The organism is Paenarthrobacter sp. YJN-5 (assembly GCF_015040095.1).
In the GTDB taxonomy this organism is placed as follows: Bacteria; Actinomycetota; Actinomycetes; order Actinomycetales; family Micrococcaceae; genus Arthrobacter; species Arthrobacter ureafaciens.
Window position 1 is genome coordinate 703,768 of sequence record NZ_CP053544.1, and the last position, 22,045, is coordinate 725,812.

Annotated in this window: 23 protein-coding genes; 10 read left to right on the plus strand and 13 right to left on the minus strand. The window is 64.3% G+C overall.

Translation table 11 applies throughout. The annotated features are described in order from the left end of the window. Positions 1-70: 70 nt before the first annotated feature. Positions 71-679 carry a HutD family protein gene (locus HMI59_RS03320; RefSeq protein ID WP_193592788.1) on the minus strand — a complete coding sequence of 203 codons (609 nt, stop codon included), beginning with the start codon at positions 677-679 and terminating at the stop codon, positions 71-73. A gap of 89 nt (positions 680-768) precedes the next feature. Between HMI59_RS03320 and HMI59_RS03325 the strand changes: the two genes are divergently transcribed. Continuing rightward, positions 769-1,365 carry a phosphoribosylanthranilate isomerase gene (locus HMI59_RS03325; RefSeq protein ID WP_193592789.1) on the plus strand — a complete coding sequence of 199 codons (597 nt, stop codon included), beginning with the start codon at positions 769-771 and terminating at the stop codon, positions 1,363-1,365. 170 nt (positions 1,366-1,535) lie between these two features. Here the strand turns inward: HMI59_RS03325 and HMI59_RS03330 are convergent, their stop codons facing one another. Further along, a complete protein-coding gene (locus HMI59_RS03330) occupies positions 1,536-1,988 on the minus strand; it encodes an SRPBCC domain-containing protein (protein WP_166188132.1) in 453 nt (150 codons plus the stop codon). Between the two features lie 262 nt (positions 1,989-2,250). Here HMI59_RS03330 and HMI59_RS03335 point away from each other — a divergent pair, with 262 nt between their 5' ends. Beyond that, a complete protein-coding gene (locus HMI59_RS03335) occupies positions 2,251-2,652 on the plus strand; it encodes a YccF domain-containing protein (RefSeq protein WP_193592790.1) in 402 nt (133 codons plus the stop codon). A gap of 20 nt (positions 2,653-2,672) precedes the next feature. Here HMI59_RS03335 and HMI59_RS03340 read toward each other — a convergent pair whose 3' ends face one another. The 3 genes from HMI59_RS03340 to HMI59_RS03350 form a co-directional block, all read right to left on the minus strand. Next, the gene (locus tag HMI59_RS03340) at positions 2,673-4,388 is read right to left on the minus strand and encodes an exo-alpha-sialidase (protein ID WP_193592791.1); all 1,716 of its coding nucleotides are present in this window, start codon (positions 4,386-4,388) and stop codon (positions 2,673-2,675) included. 10 nt (positions 4,389-4,398) lie between these two features. Beyond that, the gene (locus tag HMI59_RS03345; protein ID WP_193592792.1) at positions 4,399-5,277 is read right to left on the minus strand and encodes a DUF4031 domain-containing protein; all 879 of its coding nucleotides are present in this window, start codon (positions 5,275-5,277) and stop codon (positions 4,399-4,401) included. A 152-nt stretch (positions 5,278-5,429) separates the two neighbouring features. Continuing rightward, positions 5,430-6,764, minus strand: coding sequence for an FAD-binding oxidoreductase (locus HMI59_RS03350; protein WP_193592793.1), 1,335 nt, complete (start codon positions 6,762-6,764; stop codon positions 5,430-5,432). A gap of 292 nt (positions 6,765-7,056) precedes the next feature. On the opposite strand from HMI59_RS03350, the gene HMI59_RS03355 reads away from it, so the two are divergent. From HMI59_RS03355 to HMI59_RS03370, 4 genes are read left to right on the plus strand one after another with little or no spacing between them, the layout of a single operon-like run. Beyond that, positions 7,057-7,467 (plus strand): molybdopterin-binding protein, encoded by a 411-nt coding sequence (locus tag HMI59_RS03355; RefSeq protein WP_062098091.1) that lies wholly within the window; start codon positions 7,057-7,059, stop codon positions 7,465-7,467. Further along, a complete protein-coding gene (modA, locus tag HMI59_RS03360; RefSeq protein WP_193592794.1) occupies positions 7,464-8,243 on the plus strand; it encodes a molybdate ABC transporter substrate-binding protein in 780 nt (259 codons plus the stop codon). The genes HMI59_RS03355 and modA overlap by 4 nt, the downstream gene beginning before the upstream one ends. Before the next feature lie 27 nt (positions 8,244-8,270). Then, positions 8,271-9,107 (plus strand): ABC transporter permease, encoded by an 837-nt coding sequence (locus HMI59_RS03365; protein WP_193593656.1) that lies wholly within the window; start codon positions 8,271-8,273, stop codon positions 9,105-9,107. After that, a complete protein-coding gene (locus tag HMI59_RS03370) occupies positions 9,104-10,174 on the plus strand; it encodes a sulfate/molybdate ABC transporter ATP-binding protein (RefSeq protein WP_193592795.1) in 1,071 nt (356 codons plus the stop codon). Before HMI59_RS03365 ends, HMI59_RS03370 begins: the two co-directional genes overlap by 4 nt. 3 nt (positions 10,175-10,177) lie before the next feature. Here the strand turns inward: HMI59_RS03370 and HMI59_RS03375 are convergent, their stop codons facing one another. After that, positions 10,178-10,795 (minus strand): pyridoxamine 5'-phosphate oxidase family protein, encoded by a 618-nt coding sequence (locus HMI59_RS03375; RefSeq protein WP_193592796.1) that lies wholly within the window; start codon positions 10,793-10,795, stop codon positions 10,178-10,180. A 322-nt stretch (positions 10,796-11,117) separates the two neighbouring features. On the opposite strand from HMI59_RS03375, the gene clpB reads away from it, so the two are divergent. Then, on the plus strand, positions 11,118-13,790 hold the full coding sequence (gene clpB / locus HMI59_RS03380) for an ATP-dependent chaperone ClpB (RefSeq protein WP_193592797.1): 2,673 nt from the start codon (positions 11,118-11,120) through the stop codon (positions 13,788-13,790). A gap of 92 nt (positions 13,791-13,882) precedes the next feature. On the opposite strand, the gene HMI59_RS03385 is transcribed toward clpB, so the two are convergent. Further along, complete coding sequence (locus tag HMI59_RS03385; RefSeq protein WP_227471524.1) at positions 13,883-14,554, minus strand: septum formation family protein; 672 nt, start codon at positions 14,552-14,554, stop codon at positions 13,883-13,885. A gap of 377 nt (positions 14,555-14,931) precedes the next feature. Between HMI59_RS03385 and HMI59_RS03390 the strand changes: the two genes are divergently transcribed. Next, entirely contained in the window at positions 14,932-15,156 is a 225-nt protein-coding gene (locus tag HMI59_RS03390) for a DUF3073 domain-containing protein (protein ID WP_021472802.1), read from the plus strand. A gap of 279 nt (positions 15,157-15,435) precedes the next feature. Here the strand turns inward: HMI59_RS03390 and HMI59_RS03395 are convergent, their stop codons facing one another. After that, positions 15,436-15,903 carry a DUF4383 domain-containing protein gene (locus tag HMI59_RS03395; protein WP_193592798.1) on the minus strand — a complete coding sequence of 156 codons (468 nt, stop codon included), beginning with the start codon at positions 15,901-15,903 and terminating at the stop codon, positions 15,436-15,438. A 205-nt stretch (positions 15,904-16,108) separates the two neighbouring features. Here HMI59_RS03395 and HMI59_RS03400 point away from each other — a divergent pair, with 205 nt between their 5' ends. Then, positions 16,109-16,891 carry a VOC family protein gene (locus HMI59_RS03400; protein ID WP_193592799.1) on the plus strand — a complete coding sequence of 261 codons (783 nt, stop codon included), beginning with the start codon at positions 16,109-16,111 and terminating at the stop codon, positions 16,889-16,891. Further along, positions 16,888-17,670 carry a VOC family protein gene (locus HMI59_RS03405; protein WP_193592800.1) on the plus strand — a complete coding sequence of 261 codons (783 nt, stop codon included), beginning with the start codon at positions 16,888-16,890 and terminating at the stop codon, positions 17,668-17,670. Before HMI59_RS03400 ends, HMI59_RS03405 begins: the two co-directional genes overlap by 4 nt. 123 nt (positions 17,671-17,793) lie before the next feature. Here HMI59_RS03405 and purM read toward each other — a convergent pair whose 3' ends face one another. From purM to uraD, 5 genes are all read right to left on the minus strand, one after another. Beyond that, the gene (purM, locus tag HMI59_RS03410) at positions 17,794-18,948 is read right to left on the minus strand and encodes a phosphoribosylformylglycinamidine cyclo-ligase (protein ID WP_021472797.1); all 1,155 of its coding nucleotides are present in this window, start codon (positions 18,946-18,948) and stop codon (positions 17,794-17,796) included. Beyond that, positions 18,945-20,588, minus strand: coding sequence for an amidophosphoribosyltransferase (purF, locus tag HMI59_RS03415; protein WP_193592801.1), 1,644 nt, complete (start codon positions 20,586-20,588; stop codon positions 18,945-18,947). Before purF ends, purM begins: the two co-directional genes overlap by 4 nt. A gap of 156 nt (positions 20,589-20,744) precedes the next feature. Beyond that, positions 20,745-21,092: a hypothetical protein gene (locus HMI59_RS03420; protein ID WP_062098074.1), complete on the minus strand. Its 348-nt coding sequence runs from the start codon at positions 21,090-21,092 to the stop codon at positions 20,745-20,747. Positions 21,093-21,184: 92 nt separating this feature from the next. Beyond that, positions 21,185-21,526 (minus strand): hydroxyisourate hydrolase, encoded by a 342-nt coding sequence (gene uraH / locus HMI59_RS03425; RefSeq protein WP_062098071.1) that lies wholly within the window; start codon positions 21,524-21,526, stop codon positions 21,185-21,187. After that, the gene (gene uraD, locus HMI59_RS03430) at positions 21,523-22,032 is read right to left on the minus strand and encodes a 2-oxo-4-hydroxy-4-carboxy-5-ureidoimidazoline decarboxylase (protein WP_193592802.1); all 510 of its coding nucleotides are present in this window, start codon (positions 22,030-22,032) and stop codon (positions 21,523-21,525) included. The genes uraH and uraD overlap by 4 nt, the downstream gene beginning before the upstream one ends. Positions 22,033-22,045 lie beyond the last annotated feature (13 nt).

A 22,045-nucleotide genomic window follows, 5' to 3' on the forward strand; every position in this document is an offset into this window, starting at 1 on the left:
AGCTCACCAGTTCGGCGCTGTCAGCCGGGCGGGGACTGGCACCAGTTCGGCGCTGGCAGCCGGGCGGGGCTCAGGCCCGGTCGATGGAAACGACCGCCACGAATCCGCGGCCCGAGATCTCGGGGCTCGCGACGTCGGAACCCACCACGGCGTCATACTTGGCCAGTTCAACGGGTTCGCCGGGGCTGGTCGGCGGGGTGTCGGCGTCGGGGGTTTCCGCAACGCCCTGCGTCACGGTCGCTTTGCCTTCAAGAAGGATGGCGAGCTGGCCCTCGAACACCGGGTGCGGGCGCTTCTTGGAAATTTCGACGATTGACGTGTACCCCTTGAAAGCCCCCGTCCGGGCTATGACGTTGAGGTCGCGGATGTCGCCGGTGGGCAGGGTTGCCGATGACGCCGCGTCCCCTGAGAACCGGAACGGGCGGTACTTCTCCAGCGGATGTTCGGCGCCGTCCACTGTGAGGAGGAGGAGTTCGCCGTCGATCAGGGTGATGACGCGTTCCATGCCGGGGAAAGCGGAAAAGTCCCCGGCTTTGGAAACGTCCGCGATGCTGACCCGCCAGTCCCACGAGCCGTCCTGGGCTGAGGCCGCTTTGGGGTGGCTGGCGAGTTCGCGTGTGATCCCGCCGCCGTTGCGCCACGGCTCGGGATGGGTGTCGGCAAAGCGGATGATTTCCATCAGTCCAGCCTAGTAGTTCGGCGTTGCACTGCAGCGCTTGCTAACGTCATAAGGGTTTGGTTTTTGCACGCAAAGTCTGGAGGCACGGGATGTTCGTCAAAGTGTGTGGTTTAAGCACGCCCGAATCCGTGCAAGAGGCCGTCGACTCCGGCGCGGACGCCGTTGGCTTCGTGCTGACCGCCAGTCCCCGCGAGGTCACGCCCGAGCAAGTCCACGTTTTGCTACCGCTTGTTCCGGGGGGCGTGCATGCGGTCGGCGTCTTCCGCCACGAAACCGCAGCCGACGCCGTGGCCATCGCCCGTAAGGCCGGTCTCGCCTGGGTTCAGCTGCACGGTCACCGGACTGCCGACGACGTCAAAACAGTGCACGACGCCGGCATGCGGCTCATCAGGGCAGCCACCATGGGTGCCTCTGTGGAAGAGTTCGGTGATCTGGGCGAGGACCTGTTCTTGATCGATGCCGCCGTTCCGGGTTCGGGCGAGGCCTGGGACTACGTGTCCGTACAGGAGAAAGGCCTCGGCGACCGTAAATGGTTGCTCGCCGGAGGGCTCGAGCCGGGCAACGTGGCGTTCGCCGCAACGGCTGCCGGTGCTTGGGGCGTTGATGTTTCCTCGGGCGTCGAGGCGTCCCGTGGGGTGAAGGATCTGGCGAAGATCCGCGCGTTCGTGGAAGCCGCCAAAGCCTAGGGTTCCCCTCCCGGCGTTCCTCTGTCACGTCCCGTCGGGTTTTTGGTGTTGCTCTGTCACATCCCGTCGGGTTTTTGGGGTTCCTCTGTCACTTCCCGCCGAGTTCTTGGGGTTCCTCTGTCACTTCCAGCCGAGTTTCAGCGGATGCTTTTCCGATGCGCGTCCGCGGGCTAGGCGAGCACCGCATCCAGCTTGTCGAATGACGTGCCCCAGCCGTCCTTCGTCATCTCCACCCACTCCTCCGACGCGAACGGTCCCTGCGTCAGGTGCATCCGGGTGCGGCTGCCGCCCAGGTCTTCGAACTTAAGATGCATTTCTTCGTACTCGTGGTCCGAGTCCGGGGCGGCTTTAGCCTTCGCGACCAGAAGGCCCGGAGCATCCAACTCGGTGATGACGGCCTCGATGGGCGCTTCCTGCCGGCCGTTCTCATCCGTCCAGACCATGACGACCTGCCATATTCCACCCACCTTGGGCTCAACGACGATTTTCTCGCGAGGAGCACCCACGTCCACTGGGCCGAACCATTTAGTGAGTTGGTCCGGCTCCATCCAAGCCTCGAATACTTTCTCGCGAGGGGCGTCAAAGTCTCGGGTCAGGGTCAAAGTGTGCTGTGCCGTGCTCATGTGGCTCCCGTGGTAAGTAAATCGACTGATGGCCAAAGATGCTGTTGTCTGACCGAGTCTAGGCTTACGACCGGCAAAAACCGACGGCGTGCTGATGAACTGCGCCGGAAGAGTGCGAGAGGGATGGCGGAGGGGGTGGGATGTGGCAGAGGGATGGCGAAAAGGGGGTGGGATGTGGCAGAGGGGCACAGGGCGGAAGTCAGGGACGATTCAGGGCATACCCCGGGTTATTTTGTCGGCCGTTCAATGGAGAATGGACCCTATGAAAACGCTGCTCAACATCATTTGGCTGGTCTTCGGTGGCTTTTGGCTGGCTTTGGGCTACTTCGCGGCAGGACTCATCTGCTGCGTGCTCATTGTGACCATCCCCTGGGGCATCGCGTCGTTCCGCATTGGCTTCTACTGCCTGTGGCCCTTCGGCCAGATGGTGGTGGAGAAGCCAGGTGGAAGCGGCGTCTTCGCCCTCCTTGGCAATGTGATCTGGCTGCTGGTGGCCGGCATCTGGATCGCGATCGGTCACGTCGTGACCGCGTTTGCCATGGCCATCACCATCGTCGGTATCCCGCTGGCCATCGCCAACCTCAAGCTGATCCCGGTATCGCTCATGCCACTGGGTAAGCAGATCGTTCCGACCGACAGGCCGTTCGTCAGCACCTACCGCTGAGGGCCGCCCACCGCAATGGGTTAGGAGCCGGAGACCTCTCCGGTCCGCACATCGAACCGGAACTGCCGCTCCTCACGGAATTTACCGCCGTCGGCCTCCGCTACGAAGGTAAGTTCCACCGTGCCCGAGCGCAGGTCGGACTCCGTCACTGTGTAGCTCGGGGTGAAGTACAGTGAATGCTCGCCGGGCTGCAGATTGGCCGCGGGAAAATCCTGCTGGTGCGGCCCATGAAGCACGACGCCGGAAAGCGGTTGGGTGCCGGCGTTCCGGACGCGCCCGGTGAAAGCCAGGATGTCACCTGCCTTGTAGCCGGGAATGATGGGGCCGTAGTTCAGGTCCTGTGCTTCGCGGGTGCCCAGGATTTGATCCCCGTCCGCATAGCCTTGGCCGATTTCCTTCCACGTCTGGACATCCCATTCGCCGTCGCTGTTGGAGGGGATCACGTGGAATTCCCCGGCGTTCTGCCATACTTCGGGCCGGCCCGGGGTGATCGAGCGAAGTTCCATGTCGAAGGACAATGGGCCGGCTTCCCCACGGTGCACGGGTGCCTCCGGAAGGCGGGGGGAGGCCAACTGGAGGGTGAGTTGTTCCGCCGGCACCGAGGCAAAGACGATCTCCCGGTACCCTTGCCGTTCATACAGCACGCCGATATTCCCGTCCGGCAACCGCGTCGCCGTGGAGTAGGCAGAACTGCCCTCGCACAGCATGAGCTTCGCAGGCCACGTGGCACCGTTGTCCGGGGAGAGGCTCAACACTGTGTTGCGGCGCAGGTGCGGGTCCTGGTTATTGGTGGCAATCAGCCAGTTGCCGGAAGCCGAACCGGAAGCCGAACCGGAAGCCGAGCCGGCGCCAGAGCCCGTGTCTGGCCCCGCGAGTGCGTCAACAATCGGCGCCCCGTCGAAGCGTGCCAGGGAGCCGTTGTCACTGGGGTCCGGCAGTTCGGGAACGGGCAGCAGTGAACTCCAGGTCTGGCCGCCGTCGTTGGAGATGGCAGCCAGTCGCGAAGGAGTGGCCCTTGAGTGCAGCAGCAGCCGGCCATCGGACAGGCACACCACCTTGTTTTCATTGGGTCCAACTCCGGACGTGCCGGGCCCGATCAGTCCACCCAGCGTCCACGTGTCACCGTGATCGTCGCTATAGGCGGAGGCGGCCCTGATTTTGCCGTTTATCAGCAGTACGTATTGCTGGACCAGGCGTCCCGCATATGGGCCTGTGTGGACTTGAATTCCTTGGCCGGCCGCGGCGAACAGCCCGGTGGTTCCGGCGTGAACGGGCTTGAGCATCGCGGTGAGCCGCCTGTGCTGCCAGGTGCCGCCGTCGTCGTCGGAGAAGCTGACATCCGCGTGCTGGATGTCGTCCTCGGGTTCCAAGCCGGACGACGCTTCGAAGAAGCCGGCGTGCGTTCCTGCCGCGTGGAACATGAAGATCCGGCCGGTCTCAGCGTCCACCAACAGGCTCGGGTCACCGTAGCCGTCCAAGCCTGAACCGGTGCGGACCACTTGTTGCTCAGTCCACGAGGCGCCGCTGTCGAAACTGCGGCGGAGAAGCAGGTCGATGGTGTTGGGGAGGTCATCCAGGTTGGGCCTGCCGTCGTAGGCGGCGAGGATGGTGCCCCGCGTGCTGACGGCGAGGGCGGGAATGCGGTATTGACGGTAGCCGCCCACGCCTCGAACAGCGAGCACATGCTCCACAGTGGGCCGTGCTTGCGGGATTGACGGGGGGAGGTAGGAGGTCACACCTCCTAGTTTAGGTTAAACCAGCCAACTCGGCCGCGAGGTTGCGCCGGGCTGCCTCCAGCCACAACGCCTTCGCGCGGTCTCCGTGGAACAGCGGGTCCAGGGCCAGCAGGTGGCGCACGACGGCGGCCCGCCCCGTCGCGAAGTCGTCGTCACTGATGTGGGCGTAGTCTTCGCGGACGGCCGCGACGTACTTGGCATAGGACTGTTCGTCGCCGCCGAGGACGGAGAGGTCCGCATCGCACAACAGTGCTCCGGCGTGATCGCCGGGTTCCGGATTGTGCTTGTCCGTGAGCCGCACAAGACGGGCTACTTCCGCGACGTCCTCCGGGGAAAGCCCGGCCTTGCTCAAGCGATCCTCTGCCAGTTGCGCGGAGGCCTCCTCGTCCTGTCCGGCGACTCCTTCGTAAACAGCATCGTGGAACCACGCCGCCAAGGACACTGTCCGGGCAGGGAGCGCCGGCTCGGTGAGGACGTCCAAGGCCTCAAGGACAGCCAGCAGGTGGGTTCGGCCGTGGTATTTCCGGGTGTCCTCGCCCCAGCGTTCCAGCAACTCCAGGCCCAGCTCCTCGTGGCCGGGGTAGATGGTGTTCCAGTGCTTCATCAAGGGAACTGTGAGGGCCTTGTTCCGGTCCCGGGCGGGAATCCTGAGTCCGCTGGCAATGAGTTTCCGGACCAGGACACGTGCCTCCACCGGAATGGCTCCCGCTTTAACGAGGTCGTCGTAGAGGCGCTCAGGCACGTCGTAATGGTCGCCGTCGAAAGCCCGTTCGGGAACCCCCGCTGCCGAAGCGAAGGCATGCAGCTCATCCAGGGACTTATCGGAGATCAAGTGGGAGAAGACGGTCCCGTGCGCGGGCCACAGGGGCGGATCGACGTATACGGCCATGGGCAAAGTGTAGTCCCGGTTCAGCCTTGGCAAAGGCGGCGCGATCCCTCCCAGTTGCCGGTCGTCAGGGCGAGTCTACCGCCGAACCACCGCCCCGGAATCGCGGGCTTCGCTGCCCGTGGTGTTCACGGCAACTGGGAAGGAGCCTGGGGTCAGCGCTCGGCCGGCAGGATGTTCTGGTTGCCCCTGAAGACGTTGTCGGGATCGAATTGGGCTTTGACCTTGGAGAGTCGCCTGTAGTTCTGCTCCCCGTAGGCCGCCATGATCCGGTCCTGCCCTTCGTCGCCGATGAAGTTGAGCCACACGCCGCCGGTGGTATGCAGGGCAATGTCCTGCCGGAACTGCTTCACCCAATCCTTCGCTTCCTGCCATCCTTCCCGCGTCTCGGCCAAGCCAAAGGGGTGGCTCACCCACGCTGCGCTGCGATGCTGCAAGGGCGTGTTGGCCGCAGCAGGTCCGCCCACCGCGCCACCCCAACGCCCCACCAGCTGCTGCGAATTGGGCCCGGGGAGCCGTTGTGCCGAGTCCACCAGGATGTCCAGGGCTTCGTCGCTGAGGTGATCGTGATAGTCGGCGCTCCAGTAGTTGTAGTGGTCCGGTGGATCATCGATCATGCACTGGAAATCCGCGTAGTTCATGGCGTCAATAAGGTCCACGGACGGGCCCAGCTCCTTGAATGGCCTTGCGTGCTCTTCGCCCTCCTCGGCGTTCCCCGCGTACAGGTAAGCCATGCCAACGGCCAGCTTGCCCACCATGTCCGGGGGTACAAAATCCTCGGACGGGGCTGTCAGGTAGACCAGGGCTGTGCCCACCTCATCGGGTGCGCTGAGTGCCAGGTCCCGGTAGGCGCGCGAGATCTCCGGTGCGGCTTCCCCGGGGAAGAGGGCCAGCCCGGCCGTCACCGTTGGACCAAGATCGTGGAGTTGGAACGTGAAGGACGTTGCCACGCCGAAGTTTCCGCCGCCGCCGTGCAACGCCCAGAACAGCTCGGGGTTTTCCGTGGCGCTCGCGGTCACCAGGTCCCCGGAGGCGGTTACCAAATCCACGGAGAGCAGATTGTCGCAGGAGAACCCGTAGGACCGTTCCAGCCAACCCGAACCTCCGCCCAACGTGAAGCCGGAGACGCCCGTGGTGGACGCCCTGCCACCGGTTACCGCCAGCCCGTGTTGCTGGGTGGCGCGATCGAATTCGCCCCATGTGACACCGCCGCCGACCTTGGCCGTCTTCGCTTCCGGGTCCACCTGAATGGATTTCATGGGCCGGACATCAACTACCAGGCCGTCGTCATTCGTGGACATGCCGGCCACTGAATGCCCGCCCGATCTGACGGCGACATCCAGATTGTGTGTCCTGGCGTGGTGGAGGGCTTCGGCCACCTCGCCGGGAGAGGAGCAACGGGCAATGACAGCCGGCCGTCGGTCGATCATTGCGTTGAAGAGTTTTCGGGTTTCGTCATAGTCCGGATCTTCCGGACGAATCCATTCCATGTGGACGCTCCTTCGCGCCTAAGACTCTCTCCCTAGAACAGGGTACGGCGGCGCATCGTGGCGGGCCATGGGTAATGCTTACGGAAGTACGACGGCGGTGCGCATCTCTTGCCGCCGGGCGCACCTGGTGTTGTGGGTGCGTCGTGCGGGAAGGGGCGCGGCGTGAGCCCAAAAGGGTTGCGTGCAGCGGAAACGGGTGCGCCCGGAGCGCCCAGCACCCACGCCGGGTCACTTGACGTATTGCGGCTCTCGAAGCCGCAGAAAACCGCAAATGCGACGATATACTTCCCGCATGCCGCAAATACGGATCTCCGAAGCAGCCCGTTTCCTGGGAGTCAGCGATGACACCGTCCGGCGTTGGACGGAAAACGGGACCCTCACGGCGCAGAAGGACCCGTCGGGCAGGCTCGCTGTTGACGGGTTGGAGCTCGCCAAACTGGCCAGGGACCAATCACACCTTCAAGACGATCCTTCACGTGCAGGGAGCTCGGCCCGCAACCGCTTTGTGGGCCTGGTCACCGGAATCACCACGGACAAGGTCATGGCCCAAGTGGAGCTGCAGTGCGGCCCGTTCCGCGTGGTGTCCCTCATGAGCAGTGAAGCCGTGCGTGAGCTGGGACTCGAGCTCGGCTCCGTCGCCACCGCAGTGGTGAAAGCGACCACCGTGATCATCGAGGCGCCTCAGGGAAAGAGCATCATATGAGCCCCCGCAGTCTCCTCAGCGCGTTGCTCGGGGCGGGGGTCCTTGCCGTGGCAGTGACAGGCTGTGCCCCGGCAAATCCAGCCGCCTCGGGGGAGGGGCCTTCCGGAACAGTCACCGTCTTTGCTGCGGCGTCCCTCAAATCAACCTTCACCCAACTGGCCAATGACTTCGAGACCAGGAACCCTGGAACCAAGGTCACCCTGAACTTCGCCGGTTCCTCGGACCTCGCCACGCAAATATCCCAAGGAGCACCCGCGGACGTTTTCGCATCGGCGGACACCCGGAACATGACCAGGCTTGCCGATGCCAACCTCCTGGACAAAGCACCCAGGAACTTCGCAACCAACGTCCTGGAGATCGTGGTTCCGCCGTCCAATCCGGCCAACATCAGTTCCTTCCCGGACTTGGGTAAACCGGGCGTCAAAGTTGTGGTCTGTGCACCACAGGTCCCTTGCGGCGCCGCCACGCAGGTGGTGGAGAAAGCTGCAGGCACCACTCTGACCCCGGTCAGCGAGGAGTCCTCGGTCACCGATGTCCTGGGCAAAGTCATCAGCCAGGAAGCGGATGCCGGACTGGTCTATGTCACGGACGTCAAAACAGCCGGGAGCAAGGTCAAGGGAATCCCGTTCCCGGAGTCTGCGCAGTCCGTAACCACGTATCCCATTGCCACAGTAGGTTCGGCCAGGAACAAGGAACTCGCTGAGGCATTCATGGACCTGGTGACCGGTAGCGAAGGCCGAAAGGTACTGAACGATGCCGGCTTCGGCACACCGTAAGAACGCACCATGACGCTCAAGGCACCCATGACACGACGCGGCGGACACGGCTACACCGGCGTCCCTTCCTGGATCTACGCCCTCGCAGCGGTTGCGGCGGCCTTCATTCTGCTGCCGCTTGTGGCGATTGTGGCCAAGGTGAATTGGTCGCAGTTCTTTCCGCTCATCACCTCGGAATCGTCGCTGACGGCCCTCGGGCTGAGCCTGCGGACGTCGGCGGCGAGCACTGTTCTCTGCGTGCTGCTCGGAGTGCCGCTTGCCTTGGTCCTTGCCAGGAGTCCGTTTCCCGGTCAGCGTCTCCTGCGCGCCTTCGTCCTGTTGCCGCTGGTGCTGCCGCCCGTCGTCGGGGGTATCGCCTTGCTGTACACCTTCGGCAGGCAGGGTTTGCTGGGGAAGTCGTTGGAGCTGGCAGGTGTCCAGATCGCTTTCTCCACCACCGCCGTCGTGCTTGCCCAGACGTTTGTTGCGCTTCCGTTCCTGGTGGTGAGCCTGGAAGGCGCCCTTCGCACGGCCGGGAATAAGTACGAGGCGGTCGCGGCAACCCTTGGAGCCGGTCCGGGAACCGTCCTTCGGCGGGTGACCGTGCCGCTGGTGCTGCCGGGCCTGGCCTCGGGAGCGGTCTTGTCCTTCGCGCGCAGCCTCGGTGAATTCGGCGCCACCCTCACGTTCGCCGGAAGCCTGCAAGGAGTCACCCGTACCCTGCCCCTTGAGATCTACCTCCAGCGCGAAACCGACGCCGACGCCGCCGTCGCACTGTCCTTGGTATTGGTTGCCGTGGCCATCGCCGTGGTCGGGCTGAGCTACGGAGGCCGCAGGGCCGGAATCCGCACCGGAAACCGCGCAGAATCAGGGGCCACGAAATGACCTTCGAGCTGTCCGCACGCCTCGCCGCCCGCAACTTCGACATGTCCCTCACCCTTGCCGAGGGCCAGACCGTTGCCGTCCTGGGCCCCAATGGCGCAGGCAAATCCACGTTGCTGAACGTCACGGCAGGCCTGGTTCGCCCGGACTCCGGCGCGGCACGGATAGGCGGCAGGCCGCTCTTCACGCTCGACGGCGGCACCCGCCAGTGGAGCGCCCCTCACCATCGCGGCATAGCCCTTCTGGCACAGGAAGCGTTGCTCTTTCCCCACCTGAGTGTCCTGGACAACGTAGCCTTCGGCCCTCGAAGCACGGGGAGTTCCCAACGCAAGGCACGCGAAGCGGCCCGGCACTGGCTCTCCGAAGTGGACGCGCTCGAGCTCCAGGACCGAAAGCCGGCGCAGCTCTCAGGAGGCCAGGCCCAAAGGGTGGCGGTTGCCAGGGCGCTTGCCGCCGAGCCAGAGCTGCTGCTCCTGGATGAACCCATGGCCGCACTGGACATCCACGCAGCTCCCATGCTGCGGCGGGTACTGAAACGCGTCCTGGAAGGCCGCAAAGCCATCATCGTCACCCACGATGTCCTTGACGCCTACATGCTCGCCGACCGCGTGATCGTCGTCGAGGGCGGCCGCATTGCCGAGGAAGGCCCCACACGCCAGGTCCTTGAACGCCCCCGCAGCCATTTCGCCGCAGGACTCGCCGGGCTCAATATCGTCACCGGGTCCATCACTGCGGAAGGAATCACGACGCCGGATGGTCGGCTTTTCGCCGGGCAACACGATCCCGAGTGGTCACCCGGGCCCGGCCAGGCAGGCGTGGCAGCCTTTCCGCCGTCGGCCGTTTCCGTCTTCCTGGGCGATGTGCACGGAAGTCCCCGCAACTCTTTCCCGGTGACCATCACCGACTTGGAAAGGCACGGTGGCCAGATCCGTGTGCATGCACGGGGCGGGGAAGCGGACACTCTCTCCGCAGACGTCACCCCAGCGGCATCTGCCGATCTGGGGTTGGCTCCGGGGATGGAGGTCCGGTTCGTGGTGAAGTCGGCCCTGGTGTCCATCTACCCGGCCTGACACCTAGTCCTTGTACATGCGCTCCGCGTAGGAGGGGCCGTAGTAGGACTCCAAGTCTTCGAGGGGCGTATCGGGCTGGACGTAGGCCTTGGAGAGCATGGCCATACTCGGCAGGCCCCCGGAATCCCAAGAGCCCGGCTCCCACAGCCCGCTCCGCATGAACGCCTTGCCGCAATGGGTGAAAACCTCCTCTACGGAGACCACAATGGCGACGCGGGGCCGGTGTCCCTTGACCACCATCCGGTCGAAGAAGTCGCCATCGCTGACCAGCTGCGCCTGACCGTTGATGCGGAGGGTGTCCGTCCGTCCCGGGACGATGGAAAGGACTCCCACGTTCGGGTTCTCCAGGATGTTGCGGAATCCGAAGGCGAGCTTGTTGCCCGGCCGCTCAGGGATGGCGATGGTGCGGTTGTCCAGGACCTCAATGAAGCCCGCGGGATCGCCCTTCGGTGAGGCATCGACGCGACCCCGGGCGTCCGCCGTCGAGATGACGCAGAAGGGGCTGGCCGCAAGCCACTGCCGGTCGAAGTCGCTAAGCTCGCTGCGGACTTTTCGTCGGACCCGATCCAGGGGTTGACCGATCAGTTGTTCCAGTTCGTCTGCGCAGCCGATGGGTTTCATGGCCCCAGCCTAGTTTCCCCGGTGCCCGCGTGTGGCTGGCGCACCTTGCTGCGGTCGATTGGGGGGCGCACCCTTTTCCTCCATTCGCGCCCATTGGTACGTGTGCGCCGTGCGCGAACGGGTGCGGGGCTCCGACGGAACGGGTGCCTCGGGCGGATACGGACGCAGGAGTATATCGACTTCGGCCACGCCCAACGGTGGAACGGCTCTGGACAGCAGTTTCGCCGTGGGCAAACATGGAACACAGTGGACCAAATCCAAAGTTGAGCGTAGTACACTCAACTTTGAAAGCATTGGTACTACTCCAGAAAGGGAGCTCTCTTTGGACGCCAAATTCACCACCAAGAGCCAGGAGGCCCTTTCTGCGGCCGCCATGAATGCCTCGACTGCCGGCAATCCGCAGTTGGAACCGGCTCATCTCCTCAAGGCACTCATGGATCAGCGGGAGGGCGTTGCCGTGGCACTGCTGCGCGCCACCGGCGCTGACCCGGATGCCGTGAGTGTTCAGGCAAGTTCAGCCATCAAGGCATTGCCGTCCACGTCGGGTAGTTCGGTCCAGCAGGCCCAGCTGTCGCGTCAGGCCATGCAGGCGATCCAGGCTGCCCAGGCTGAGGCGGACAAGCTGGGAGATTCCTTCGTCTCCACAGAGCACCTGCTCCTGGGGCTCTCGGCCGGCAGTGACGCCGTCGGGAAGTTAATGCGCGACGCCGGCGCCTCCCATGAAGCGCTGCTCGCCGCCCTGCCGGGTGTCCGGGGCGATCGCAAGGTCGATTCGCCGGATCCTGAGAACACCTTCCAGGCCTTGGAGAAGTTCGGTACCGACCTCACTGCCGTGGCACGCTCGGGCAAGCTTGACCCCGTGATCGGCCGTGACAGCGAGATCCGGCGCGTGGTTCAGGTCCTGAGCCGCCGTACCAAGAACAACCCTGTTCTGATCGGTGAGCCCGGCGTAGGCAAGACCGCCGTCGTCGAAGGCCTTGCCCAGCGCATGGTGGCAGGCGACGTGCCGGAAAGCCTCCGCGGGAAGACCCTCATTGCACTGGACCTTGCCTCCATGGTGGCCGGCGCCAAGTACCGCGGTGAGTTCGAAGAGCGGTTGAAGGCCGTGCTGGAGGAGATCAAGAACTCGAACGGGCAGATCGTCACGTTCATCGATGAGATCCACACCGTTGTTGGCGCCGGTGCCACAGGCGAGAGCGCCATGGACGCAGGCAACATGCTCAAGCCGATGCTGGCGCGCGGTGAGCTGCGCCTGATTGGTGCAACCACCCTGGACGAGTTCCGCGAGAACATCGAAAAGGACCCTGCGCTGGAACGCCGTTTCCAGCAGGTGTATGTGGGTGAGCCCAGCGTGGAGGACACCATCGGCATCCTCCGTGGACTGAAGGAACGCTACGAGGCCCACCACAAGGTAGCCATCGCGGACTCCGCCCTGGTGGCAGCTGCCACGCTGTCGAACCGGTACATCTCGGGCCGGCAGTTGCCGGACAAGGCAATCGACCTCGTGGATGAAGCCGCCTCGCGCCTTCGCATGGAGATCGACTCCGCTCCGGAAGAAATCGACCAGCTGCGTCGTGCCGTGGACCGCCTGACCATGGAAGAGCTTGCCCTGCAGGGTGAAACTGATCCCGCATCGGTTGAGCGTTTGGCTGCCCTTCGGTCTGACATGGCGGACAAGAAGGAAGCACTTAGTGCGCTGAATGCGCGGTGGGAAGCCGAGAAGGCCGGCCTGAACCGGGTCGGTGACCTGAAGGCCAAGATCGACGAGCTGCGTTCGGCTGCCGAGAAGCACCAGCGCGAAGGTGACCTCGAGTCGGCGTCGAGGATTCTCTACGGTGAGCTGCCTGCCTTGGAACGCGAGCTCAACGCCGCTGCCGAAGAAGAATCGGCGAGGGGCGCCAAGCCCGAGCTGATGGTGGCGGAGGAAGTCGGTGCCGACGACATCGCCGAGGTCATCTCAGCGTGGACGGGCATCCCCGCGGGACGCATGCTCCAAGGCGAATCACAAAAGCTGCTCCACATGGAGGAGGAGCTCGGCAAGCGCCTGATCGGTCAGTCGAAGGCCGTGCAGGCGGTCTCGGACGCCGTGCGCCGTGCCCGGGCCGGGATCAGCGATCCCAACCGCCCCACGGGTTCGTTCATGTTCCTCGGCCCCACCGGCGTCGGCAAGACCGAACTGGCCAAGGCCTTGGCGGATTTCCTCTTCGATGACGAACGCGCCATGATCCGGATCGACATGTCCGAGTACAGCGAGAAGCACTCCGTGGCCCGTTTGGTCGGTGCCCCTCCGGGATACGTCGGCTACGAGGAAGGCGGCCAGCTTACTGAAGCCGTGCGGCGCCGCCCGTACTCGGTGGTCCTGCTGGACGAGGTTGAGAAGGCCCACCCTGAGGTCTTCGACATCCTCCTGCAGGTGCTCGACGACGGTCGCCTCACCGACGGCCAAGGCCGCACAGTGGACTTCCGGAACACCATCCTGGTGCTGACCTCCAACGCGGGCAGCCAGTTCCTGGTGGACTCGTCCATGGATGCGAAAGCGAAGCGGGACGCCGTCATGGCCGTGGTGCAGGGCTCCTTCAAGCCGGAGTTCCTGAACCGCCTGGACGAGATTGTCCTCTTCGACCCGCTGTCGGTCGAAGAGCTCGCCCGGATTGTGGAACTGCACGTCGCCGAACTCACCAAGCGCCTCTACGAACGGCGGCTCACGCTCGAGGTCACGGACGGCGCCCGCGCCTGGCTCGCAATGTCCGGCTACGATCCCGCCTACGGTGCCCGGCCGCTCCGCCGCCTGGTGCAGCGCGAGATCGGTGACCGCCTCGCCAAGGAAATCCTTGCCGGGGAGATCAGCGACGGCGACACCGTCCTGGTGGACACCGCCGCCGACGTCGACGCCCTCACCGTCGAGGGCCTTGAGGAGATGGGAAACTCCGACGGCGGCTGGTCGGCAGGGACGGGTCTTTCGGTCCGCCGGAAGCAGCCGTCGCTGGAAAAGTAGGCCGGCCAGAGACTGGCAGGGCTATAGAGCTGACAGGGCTGGAAAGCTAACAGGGCTGGAGGGGTGACGTTGTTGGAGGGGTAGCCGTGAGGCTACTTCTCCAACAGGTCCTCCTTGATGGTGCTGCCCGGGCTCACCACAATGAAGCAGTCCACGCGCCGGTCCCCGCGGTCCCAGCTGCTGGGGCTCGGGTACACATTCTGCTGCAACAGATTGGTGTACTCGTTGGCAGCGTCATTGAGCTTGATGCCTTTGCAGACTTCCCGGCCCTTGTCACGCAGTGCATTGGTCCCCGGGAAGGAATCATCCGTGGGGTAAGTGAAAGCCGCGCCCAGTTGGGCTGTGTGTTCAGTGTCGCAAGCCACCGCGCGGGCCTTGGATGCGTTGGGGTCGAAGTCCGCGAAGCAGTCACCGATCTGGAAATCCTTGGCGTCCGTGTCGCGGGGGAGGGGTCCCAGGGTGGCCGACGGCGTGGGCGAAGCGACCGTAGGTTCGGGGCGTGTTCCCAGCAGGTTCAGCAGGACCCAGATGACGACGCCGATGAGGACCAAGGCCCCCACCACGATTCCCCCGATCACCAGGCGCTGACGCTTGACCGGATCACCTTGTGGCGGCGGCTGCTCCGCGTAGCCGGGCTGCTGCGCATCGATTGGCTGTGCGGGGTAGCCGGGCTGCGGGTTGTCGGGCTGCTGCGCATCGATTGGCTCTGCCGGATGGCCGGGCTGCGGGTTGTCCGGCTGCTGCGCATCGTTTGGCCCACCCATTGGCGCCGACTGTCCCATTGGCGCCGACTGTGGCGGCGGGGGTGGAAGGTCAGGCTTCGGCGGCACATTCGGGGCAGGCGGCACCTGCTCCTTGCCTGGTTCCGCTGCCGACTCGTCACGGGGTGGAGTGTTGTCCTGAGTCATTCGGGTGGTGTGCCTTCCTGATCTGACGCCGCATTGAGGCAGACTCTACCCAATTTTCGTTCCCTTGTGAGGTGCTGCGGCCGGCCTGGGGGTCAGGCACGGCTCTGAGGTGGCACACAGGCACCCCTGAAACCATGTAATCTAGACATACGACAAATTGACCAAACATTCCGGGGCCTCACCGATAGCCAAAGGTGACCACCTCCGGTCCAAGTACAAAAGGGGGTCACGCCATGGGGCGCGGCCGTCAAAAGGCAAAAGCTACCAAGCAGGCTCGGGACATCAAGTACTACTCCCCGAACACTGACTACTCGGCACTTGAGCGTGAGCTCACGCGCCCATCTAGTCGTGCCAAGAGCCACTTCCAGGAGGATCCTCCGGAGCCGGATTACTCGGCTTACGAGGACAAGTACGCGGAAGATGATGACGACGAGGTAGACACCCGCCGTCTCGGCTAGCTGTCGCAACACAACAGGTGCCTCCAGGCACTGAGTTGCGTACCGCCGTCGTACATCAAGGTTGTCGTGCATCCACGGATGCCGAAGATCTCTCAAGAAGGCCCGCAGGGCATGCCGAACATCGGCGTACCCTGCGGGTCCTTCTTGCGTTCACCCGCAACCTTGCGTTCACCCGCAACCTTGCGTTCACCCACAACGTCGAGCGTCCTTGAACGCAGCAAGGCCCGCCCTGCGTCCCCCGCGGGAGGCGCACCAGGGCGGGCCCTGAACGTTGTGAGGCTACCGGCCCGCGACGTTGCCGGTGCGGTTGTCCGTTGTGCGGCGGCTGAGTCCAAATCCGAGGCCCAGCATGCCGATGCCCAGGATCAGGTGCAGCCAGTTGTCGGCGCTGTTGAGCGGCACGAAGTTGGCCGTCGAATCCTGGCCGATGAGCAGGCCGTAGATCCAGAGCACCAGGTAGATGATGCCGCCACCGACGAGGTAATTGCGGGCTTGGCCGGGTGTTTTGGCCATCAGCAAGCCGGCTGCGCCGAAGAGCAAGTGGACGATGTTGTGCAGGATTGAGACCTGGAAGATGCCCAGAAGGAGCGCTTCGGAGGTGTGTCCGGCGAACTGCATGGTGTCGTAATTGGAGGTGATTCCGGGAATGAAGCCCAGAATGCCGACCAGAAGGAAAACTACTCCAACAATTTGTGCTGCGCGCTGGATGGTTGTTCGGGTCCGGGCGGGGTGGTTCGTGGCTGTCATGGTTTCTCCTCAGTGAGTGTGGGTGCGTAGTCCTGAGTTCTTTCCGTGCACTCCAGACGCTATCATAAGGTTCCTTAGTATTAGGGATCCGTGATGGAGACGTTACCTTCACATGCGGACGACGGAAGCGGCGCGGCTCCCGCGTTGTGGGCAGCACAACCGGAGATACTAGGTTGAGGGGGCCACGTTCTCGGAAAGGACAGCCATGCCGGAAGTTGATCGGTACAAGCAGGGGACTCCGTGTTGGGTGGACCTGTCTTCCACGGACATCGAAGTCTCCAAGAAGTTTTACCGGGAACTTTTTGGTTGGGAACTTGAAGCCATGGACGTGGGCCAGGGCCTGACCTACTACATGGCCAGGCTGAAGGGCCGGTACGTCGCCGGAATGATGCAGCAGCTGCCCGATGCGCCTCCGGGCATGCCCTCCTATTGGGCGAACTACCTTGCCGTGGACTCGGCAGATGCGGCAGCTGAGCGTGCGGTGGCCGCGGGAGGAACCATCGTCGTCGCTCCGGACTCTGTGCCGAACGGCAGCGGAAGGATGTTCTTTGCCGCCGATCCCACGGGCGCGCAAATTGGCTTCTGGGAGGCCGGAACCCATCTGGGTTCAGGCCTTATCAACGAGCCCGGAACCATGATCTGGAATGAACTCCAAACCAATGACGTCCCCAAAGCCGTTGCCTTCTATGAAGCGGTCACAGGCTGCACCAGCAGCACAGGGCCGGCAGGAGACCAACGGGAATACACCAGCCTCGTGGTGGAGGGCCGGCCGGTTGCCGGTGCCCTCAAGGTGCCCATCGAAGGACTCCTCCCGTTCTGGATGACCTATTATAACGTGGAGGACGTGGACCAGGCACTGCAACAGGCCGTCGAGCTTGGCGGGCACGTCATCGCTCCGGCGTTCGATGTTCCCGGAATCGGGCGAATGGCTGTGCTCATGGATCCCGCCGGAGCGGCGTTCAGCATCATGGCAGGACTCCCGGCATGACGTCCCGGACCCACTACGCCCACGGGGAGCCGTGCTGGGCGGATCTTCAGACGAGGGATGTTGGGGCGGCCAAGGACTTTTACGGTGCGTTGTTTGGCTGGACCTTCCAGGACCTGCCCACGCCCGATGGCCGCCGCTACGCTCAGGCGTTCCTGGGCCAGGACCTTGTGGCTGTCATAGCTCCGCAGAATCCGAGGCAGGAAGCTGCGGGAACACCCGGGCGGTGGAACATCTACTTCGCTGCCACGGACGCAGAGGAGATCGGTGAGGACGCCGTCCATGCCGGCGGCAAGCTCGAATTCGGGCCGGAGCAGGTTGCCGCCACCGGTGTCCTGGCGTTCGTGGCTCCCCCCGGAGGCGGCACCACGGGCATCTGGCAGCCGGGCACGCACCGCGGGAGCCACCGCTTCAACGAACACGGCGCCTTGGCGTGGGCGGAACTCCTGACTCCCGAGCCGCAAGCCGCCGTCGCGTTCTTCCAAGAGCTTTTCGGTCATGACGTTACGGAATACCCGCAGGACGACGGCGGCAGCTACTCGACGCTGATCGTCAACGGTAACGAGGTGGCCGGGATTGTCCCTGCCGAAGAGGGCGATGAGGCCGGCTGGCAGGTCTACTTCGGGGTCTCGGACGTGACAAAGGCCGTGGCCTCCGTGATCGCCGCCGGAGGGACCGTGCTGGTGGAGCCCGAGCATCAACCGGAAGAGGGCTCACTGGCCACCATCATGGATCCCCAAGGCGGCGTCCTGAGCCTGATGCAGGTCCTCCCACCCAAATAGGTCGCATTAGTGCGCATTTTGACCGCTGAAAACGCGCACAAATGCTACTTAGTTGGGGGAACGCAGAGCGGCCCGGCAGTTCGAAAACTGCCGGGCCGCCCTGTGTGTGAGGCGATAAGCCGCTTAGGCGTAGGCGTTCACCAAACGGACGGCGCCGCCGTCGACGCCCTTTGCGCCCTGTACGTAGTCCGGGCCGGTCTTGTCGATCGAATCCGAGTTCTCTGCAACCGTGCCCATGACCCAGGAGGGGAGTCCGCGCTCGTTGAGGCGGGCGACTGCGGCGTCGGCAGCTTCCGGCGAAACGATCGCAACCATTCCGACGCCGAGGTTCAGCGTGCGCTCGAGGTCGGCCAGCGGGACGTTGCCCAGCTCGGAAACGAGCTTGAAGATGGCGGGAAGTTCCCACGTAGCGCGGTCAACGGTGGCCACGAGGCCCTGCGGAAGAACGCGGGCCAGGTTGGCGGCGAGGCCGCCACCGGTGACGTGGCTGAAGCCGTGGACAGCTGCTCCTGCCGTCACCGGGAAGGTGCGGGCCAGGTCCAGGCAGTCGGCTGCGTAGACGCGGGTCGGCTCCAGGAGCTCCTCGCCCAAGGTGCGGCCGAGTTCGGAAACCTGGCGGTCCAACGCCCAGCCTGCGTGGTTGATGACGCGGCGGACCAGCGAGTAGCCGTTGGAGTGGAGGCCGGAGGAGGCCATGCCGATCACTACGTCGCCGGCGCGGACGCGGTCCGGGCCGAGCAGGGCGTCGGCTTCGACGACGCCGGTTGCGGCGCCTGCGACGTCGTATTCGTGCTCGCCCAGAAGGCCTGGGTGCTCGGCGGTTTCGCCGCCCACCAGTGCGGTGCCGGCAACGGAGCAGGCGGAAGCGATGCCGCGGACGATGTCAGCGATGCGCTCGGGAACAACCTTGCCGCATGCGATGTAGTCGGTCATGTAGAGGGGTTCTGCGCCTACAACCACGATGTCGTCCACAACCATGCCCACGAGGTCGTAACCGATGGTGTCGTGGATGTCCATGGCCTGCGCGATGGCGACCTTGGTGCCCACACCGTCGGTGGAGGTGGCCAGCAGCGGCTTCTTGTAGGTCAGCAGCTTGGAGACGTCATACAGGCCGGCAAAACCGCCGACGCCGCCAATCACCGAGGTGTTGTGGGTCGCCTTGACGGCGTCCTTCATGAGCTCGACTGCGCGGTCTCCCGCTTCGACGTCGACACCCGCCGAAGCGTAGGTGATGCCGGAGGCGTTCTCAGGGGTTCCGGCAGGGGATGCGGAGGTCATACGGACTCTTTCTTGTCGGCGTCGGTCAAACGATCAGCGTCGGTCAGGAGGTTCTCGAATTCGGCATCCGGTCCCGGGTCGCAGCCGGTGGCACCCGATTTCTCGGCGGGATCCTCGGTGGAGGCCGGATCGGTGGCAGCTTCGGCAGTGGGCTCGGCAGGCGCAAGTCCGCCAATATCGGTGCGTTCCAGCAGGTTCTTGCCCAGCTTGTCCGCGTGCGGCAGCTCGATGGGGTACCTGCCGGTGAAGCAGGCCGTGCAAAGGCGTTCGCGGGGCTGTTGCGTTGCCCCGATCATGCCGTCCTCGGAAATGTATGCCAAGGAGTCCGCTCCGATTGCCTGCGAGATCTCATCGATGGTGGCTCCGTTGGCGATCAATTCTGCGCGGGAGGCGAAGTCGATGCCGTAGAAGCAAGGCCACTGGACGGGCGGGGAGGAAATCTTGACGTGGACTTCCTTGGCTCCGGCCTCGCGAAGCATCCGGACGATGGCCCGCTGCGTGTTGCCACGGACGATCGAGTCGTCGACCACCACGACGCGCTTGCCGCGGATCACCGATTCCAGGGCGTTGAGCTTGAGGCGGATGCCCAGCTGGCGCAGGGTCTGCGAAGGCTGGATGAACGTGCGGCCCACGTAGGCGTTCTTCACGAAGCCGTGCGCGAACGGGATGCCGGACTGTTCGGCGTAGCCAACCGCTGCCGGGGTGCCGGACTCGGGGACGGGAATAACGATGTCCGCCTCGTGAGTGTTCTCGCGGGCCAGCTGGCGGCCCATCTCAACACGGGACTCGTACACCGAGCGGCCTGCGATGGCGGCGTCGGGGCGGGCCAGATAGACGTACTCGAAGACACAGCCGGCCGGGGTGGCCTCCGCGAAGCGCTGGGAACGGACGCCGTCCTCGTCGATCGCGATGAACTCGCCGGGCTCGATCTCACGGATGAAGCTCGCACCAACAGTGGCCAGGCCGGACTGTTCCGAGGCCACAACCCAGCCCCGGTCCAAACGGCCAAGGCAGAGGGGACGGATTCCGTACGTGTCACGCGCGGCGTAGAGGGTGCCTTCGTCCATGAAGACGAAGCAGAAGCCGCCCTTGATTTTGGGGAGCAACTCCAAAGCGGTCTGCTCCAGGGTCTTGCCCTCTTCGCCCTCCAGCAAAGCCGTCACCAGGGCGGTGTCCGAGGTGTTGCCCTGCTTCATTTCACCGGTCAGCTGGCCGTCGTTGCGCTGCAGGATCATTTCCCGGAGCTCAGCGGTGTTGGTCAGGTTGCCGTTGTGAGCCAAGGCCACCGTGCCGGTTGCGGTTGCGCCCAGGGTGGGCTGCGCGTTGGCCCAGTGACTGGCACCCGTGGTGGAGTACCGGCAGTGTCCTACTGCAAGGTGCCCGGTGAGAGTATTGAGGGTTGTCTCGTCGAAGACCTGGGACACAAGGCCCATGTCCTTGTAGACATTGATGCGCTTGCCGTCACTGGTAGCAATACCAGCCGACTCTTGTCCGCGGTGCTGCAGCGCATACAGCCCGTAATAGGTAAGTTTTGCTACCTCTTCGCCAGGAGCCCACACCCCGAAGACGCCACAAGCGTCCTGGGGGCCCTTTTCGCCGGGAAGAAGATCATGAGAAAGTTTTCCGTCGCCACGTGCCACTGGTCGATTGTCTCATGTTGCGGCCGTGGTAAGTTCCCGCTCCGGTTTTGTGACCACGCGGCCGGGCCTGTTTCCTTGCGCGATCAGGCGATTTGTCCGGCAAATGCGGCGCGTGTCACAGTGGCTCCCCATGAAAAGGTGCCCTGGCTGCGTCCCTTAGCGGTCGCCGTCGTGCTCTGGTCCTTCGTCCGGAACCGAGTCCGGAACGGCTTCCACCACAGCCCGCTCTGCGCGTTTGACGCTGAGGCGGTCGAGGATGAGCGCGAGGATGGAGAAGAGGATCACGCCGCCGCCGGCGCAGGCCACGAGGAAGAATCCGAAGACCGTGGGGGCGTCGAATTCGGGATCGGCGGGGCGGCTGAAAGCGATGATGGCGGCGACGATTGCACCGACGATTGCTCCGAGGATCATGAAGGGGACGAACTTTGGTGCCCGGCGGACCGTGACGTCGCGGCGGGCGGGTGATTCGTTGCTGGGGGTGGGGTTGGTGTCCTCGGAAGCCATGCCTTCCAGCCTACCGGTCATCGCCGGAGTGACAGTTAATCCCCCCTGTTCGCGGGGAACAGGGGGGGATTAACTGTCGTCCGGGCAGCGGGTCAGCTGCCGCGATACGTGGAGAATGCGAACGGGCTCAGGAGCAGCGGCACGTGGTAGTGCTCGCCGGCGTCGGAGACCGTGAAGTTCAGGTCCACTTCCGGGAAGAACGTCTCAATGCCCAGTCCGTCGTAGTAGGCGCCCGTGGCGAAATTGAGGCGGTACGCCCCGCCCGGAATGCGTTCCGGTCCGAGGTCCTTGATGCGGCCATCGGCATCGGTTTGGCCCTTGCCGACCAGCGTCCAGTTCTCGCCTTCGCGGACGTAGAGTACGACGGCGACACCCGCCGCCGGGCGGCCGGAACCGGTGTCGAGGATGTGCGTTGTTACCTGTGAAACGCTCATGCGTTGGCTCCTTCGCTGACGAGTCCGGAGAGGCGCAACAGTGCGATCTCGCGGAGTTGCTCAGCCACAATTGTGTCTTCTTGTTCAGGGGTGTGGGTGAGGCGCTCCTGCAGCGTGGACAAGATTTCCTTGGCGCTGCGTCCCGCCGCGCGGATCAGGAAGACCCTGCCGAACTTTTCCTCGTAGGCGCGGTTTCCGTCCGCCAGCGCGGCTGCTGTGCCGTCGTCGTTGGGGTCCACGCCGGCTTGCTCCGAACGGGACATGGCCGCTTCGGTTGTTTGCGCCTTGGGCCGCTCACCGATCCTGGGGTGGTGGGCAAGGGCCGACTCGACCTCTTGGGGGCTGAAGGGCTCGGCGGCCTGGTTCGCCGTGCGGAGCAGTTCGTCGACGCTCGCGAAGGGGCGGGCGTCGACGATTGTTTCCACCCAGCGGCTGATATCCAGGCAAGGGGTCAGGGCCTTGATGGCCTCGTCGCGTCCAACACTGTTGAATACTGCAAGCTCCATGCTTGTGTCATCC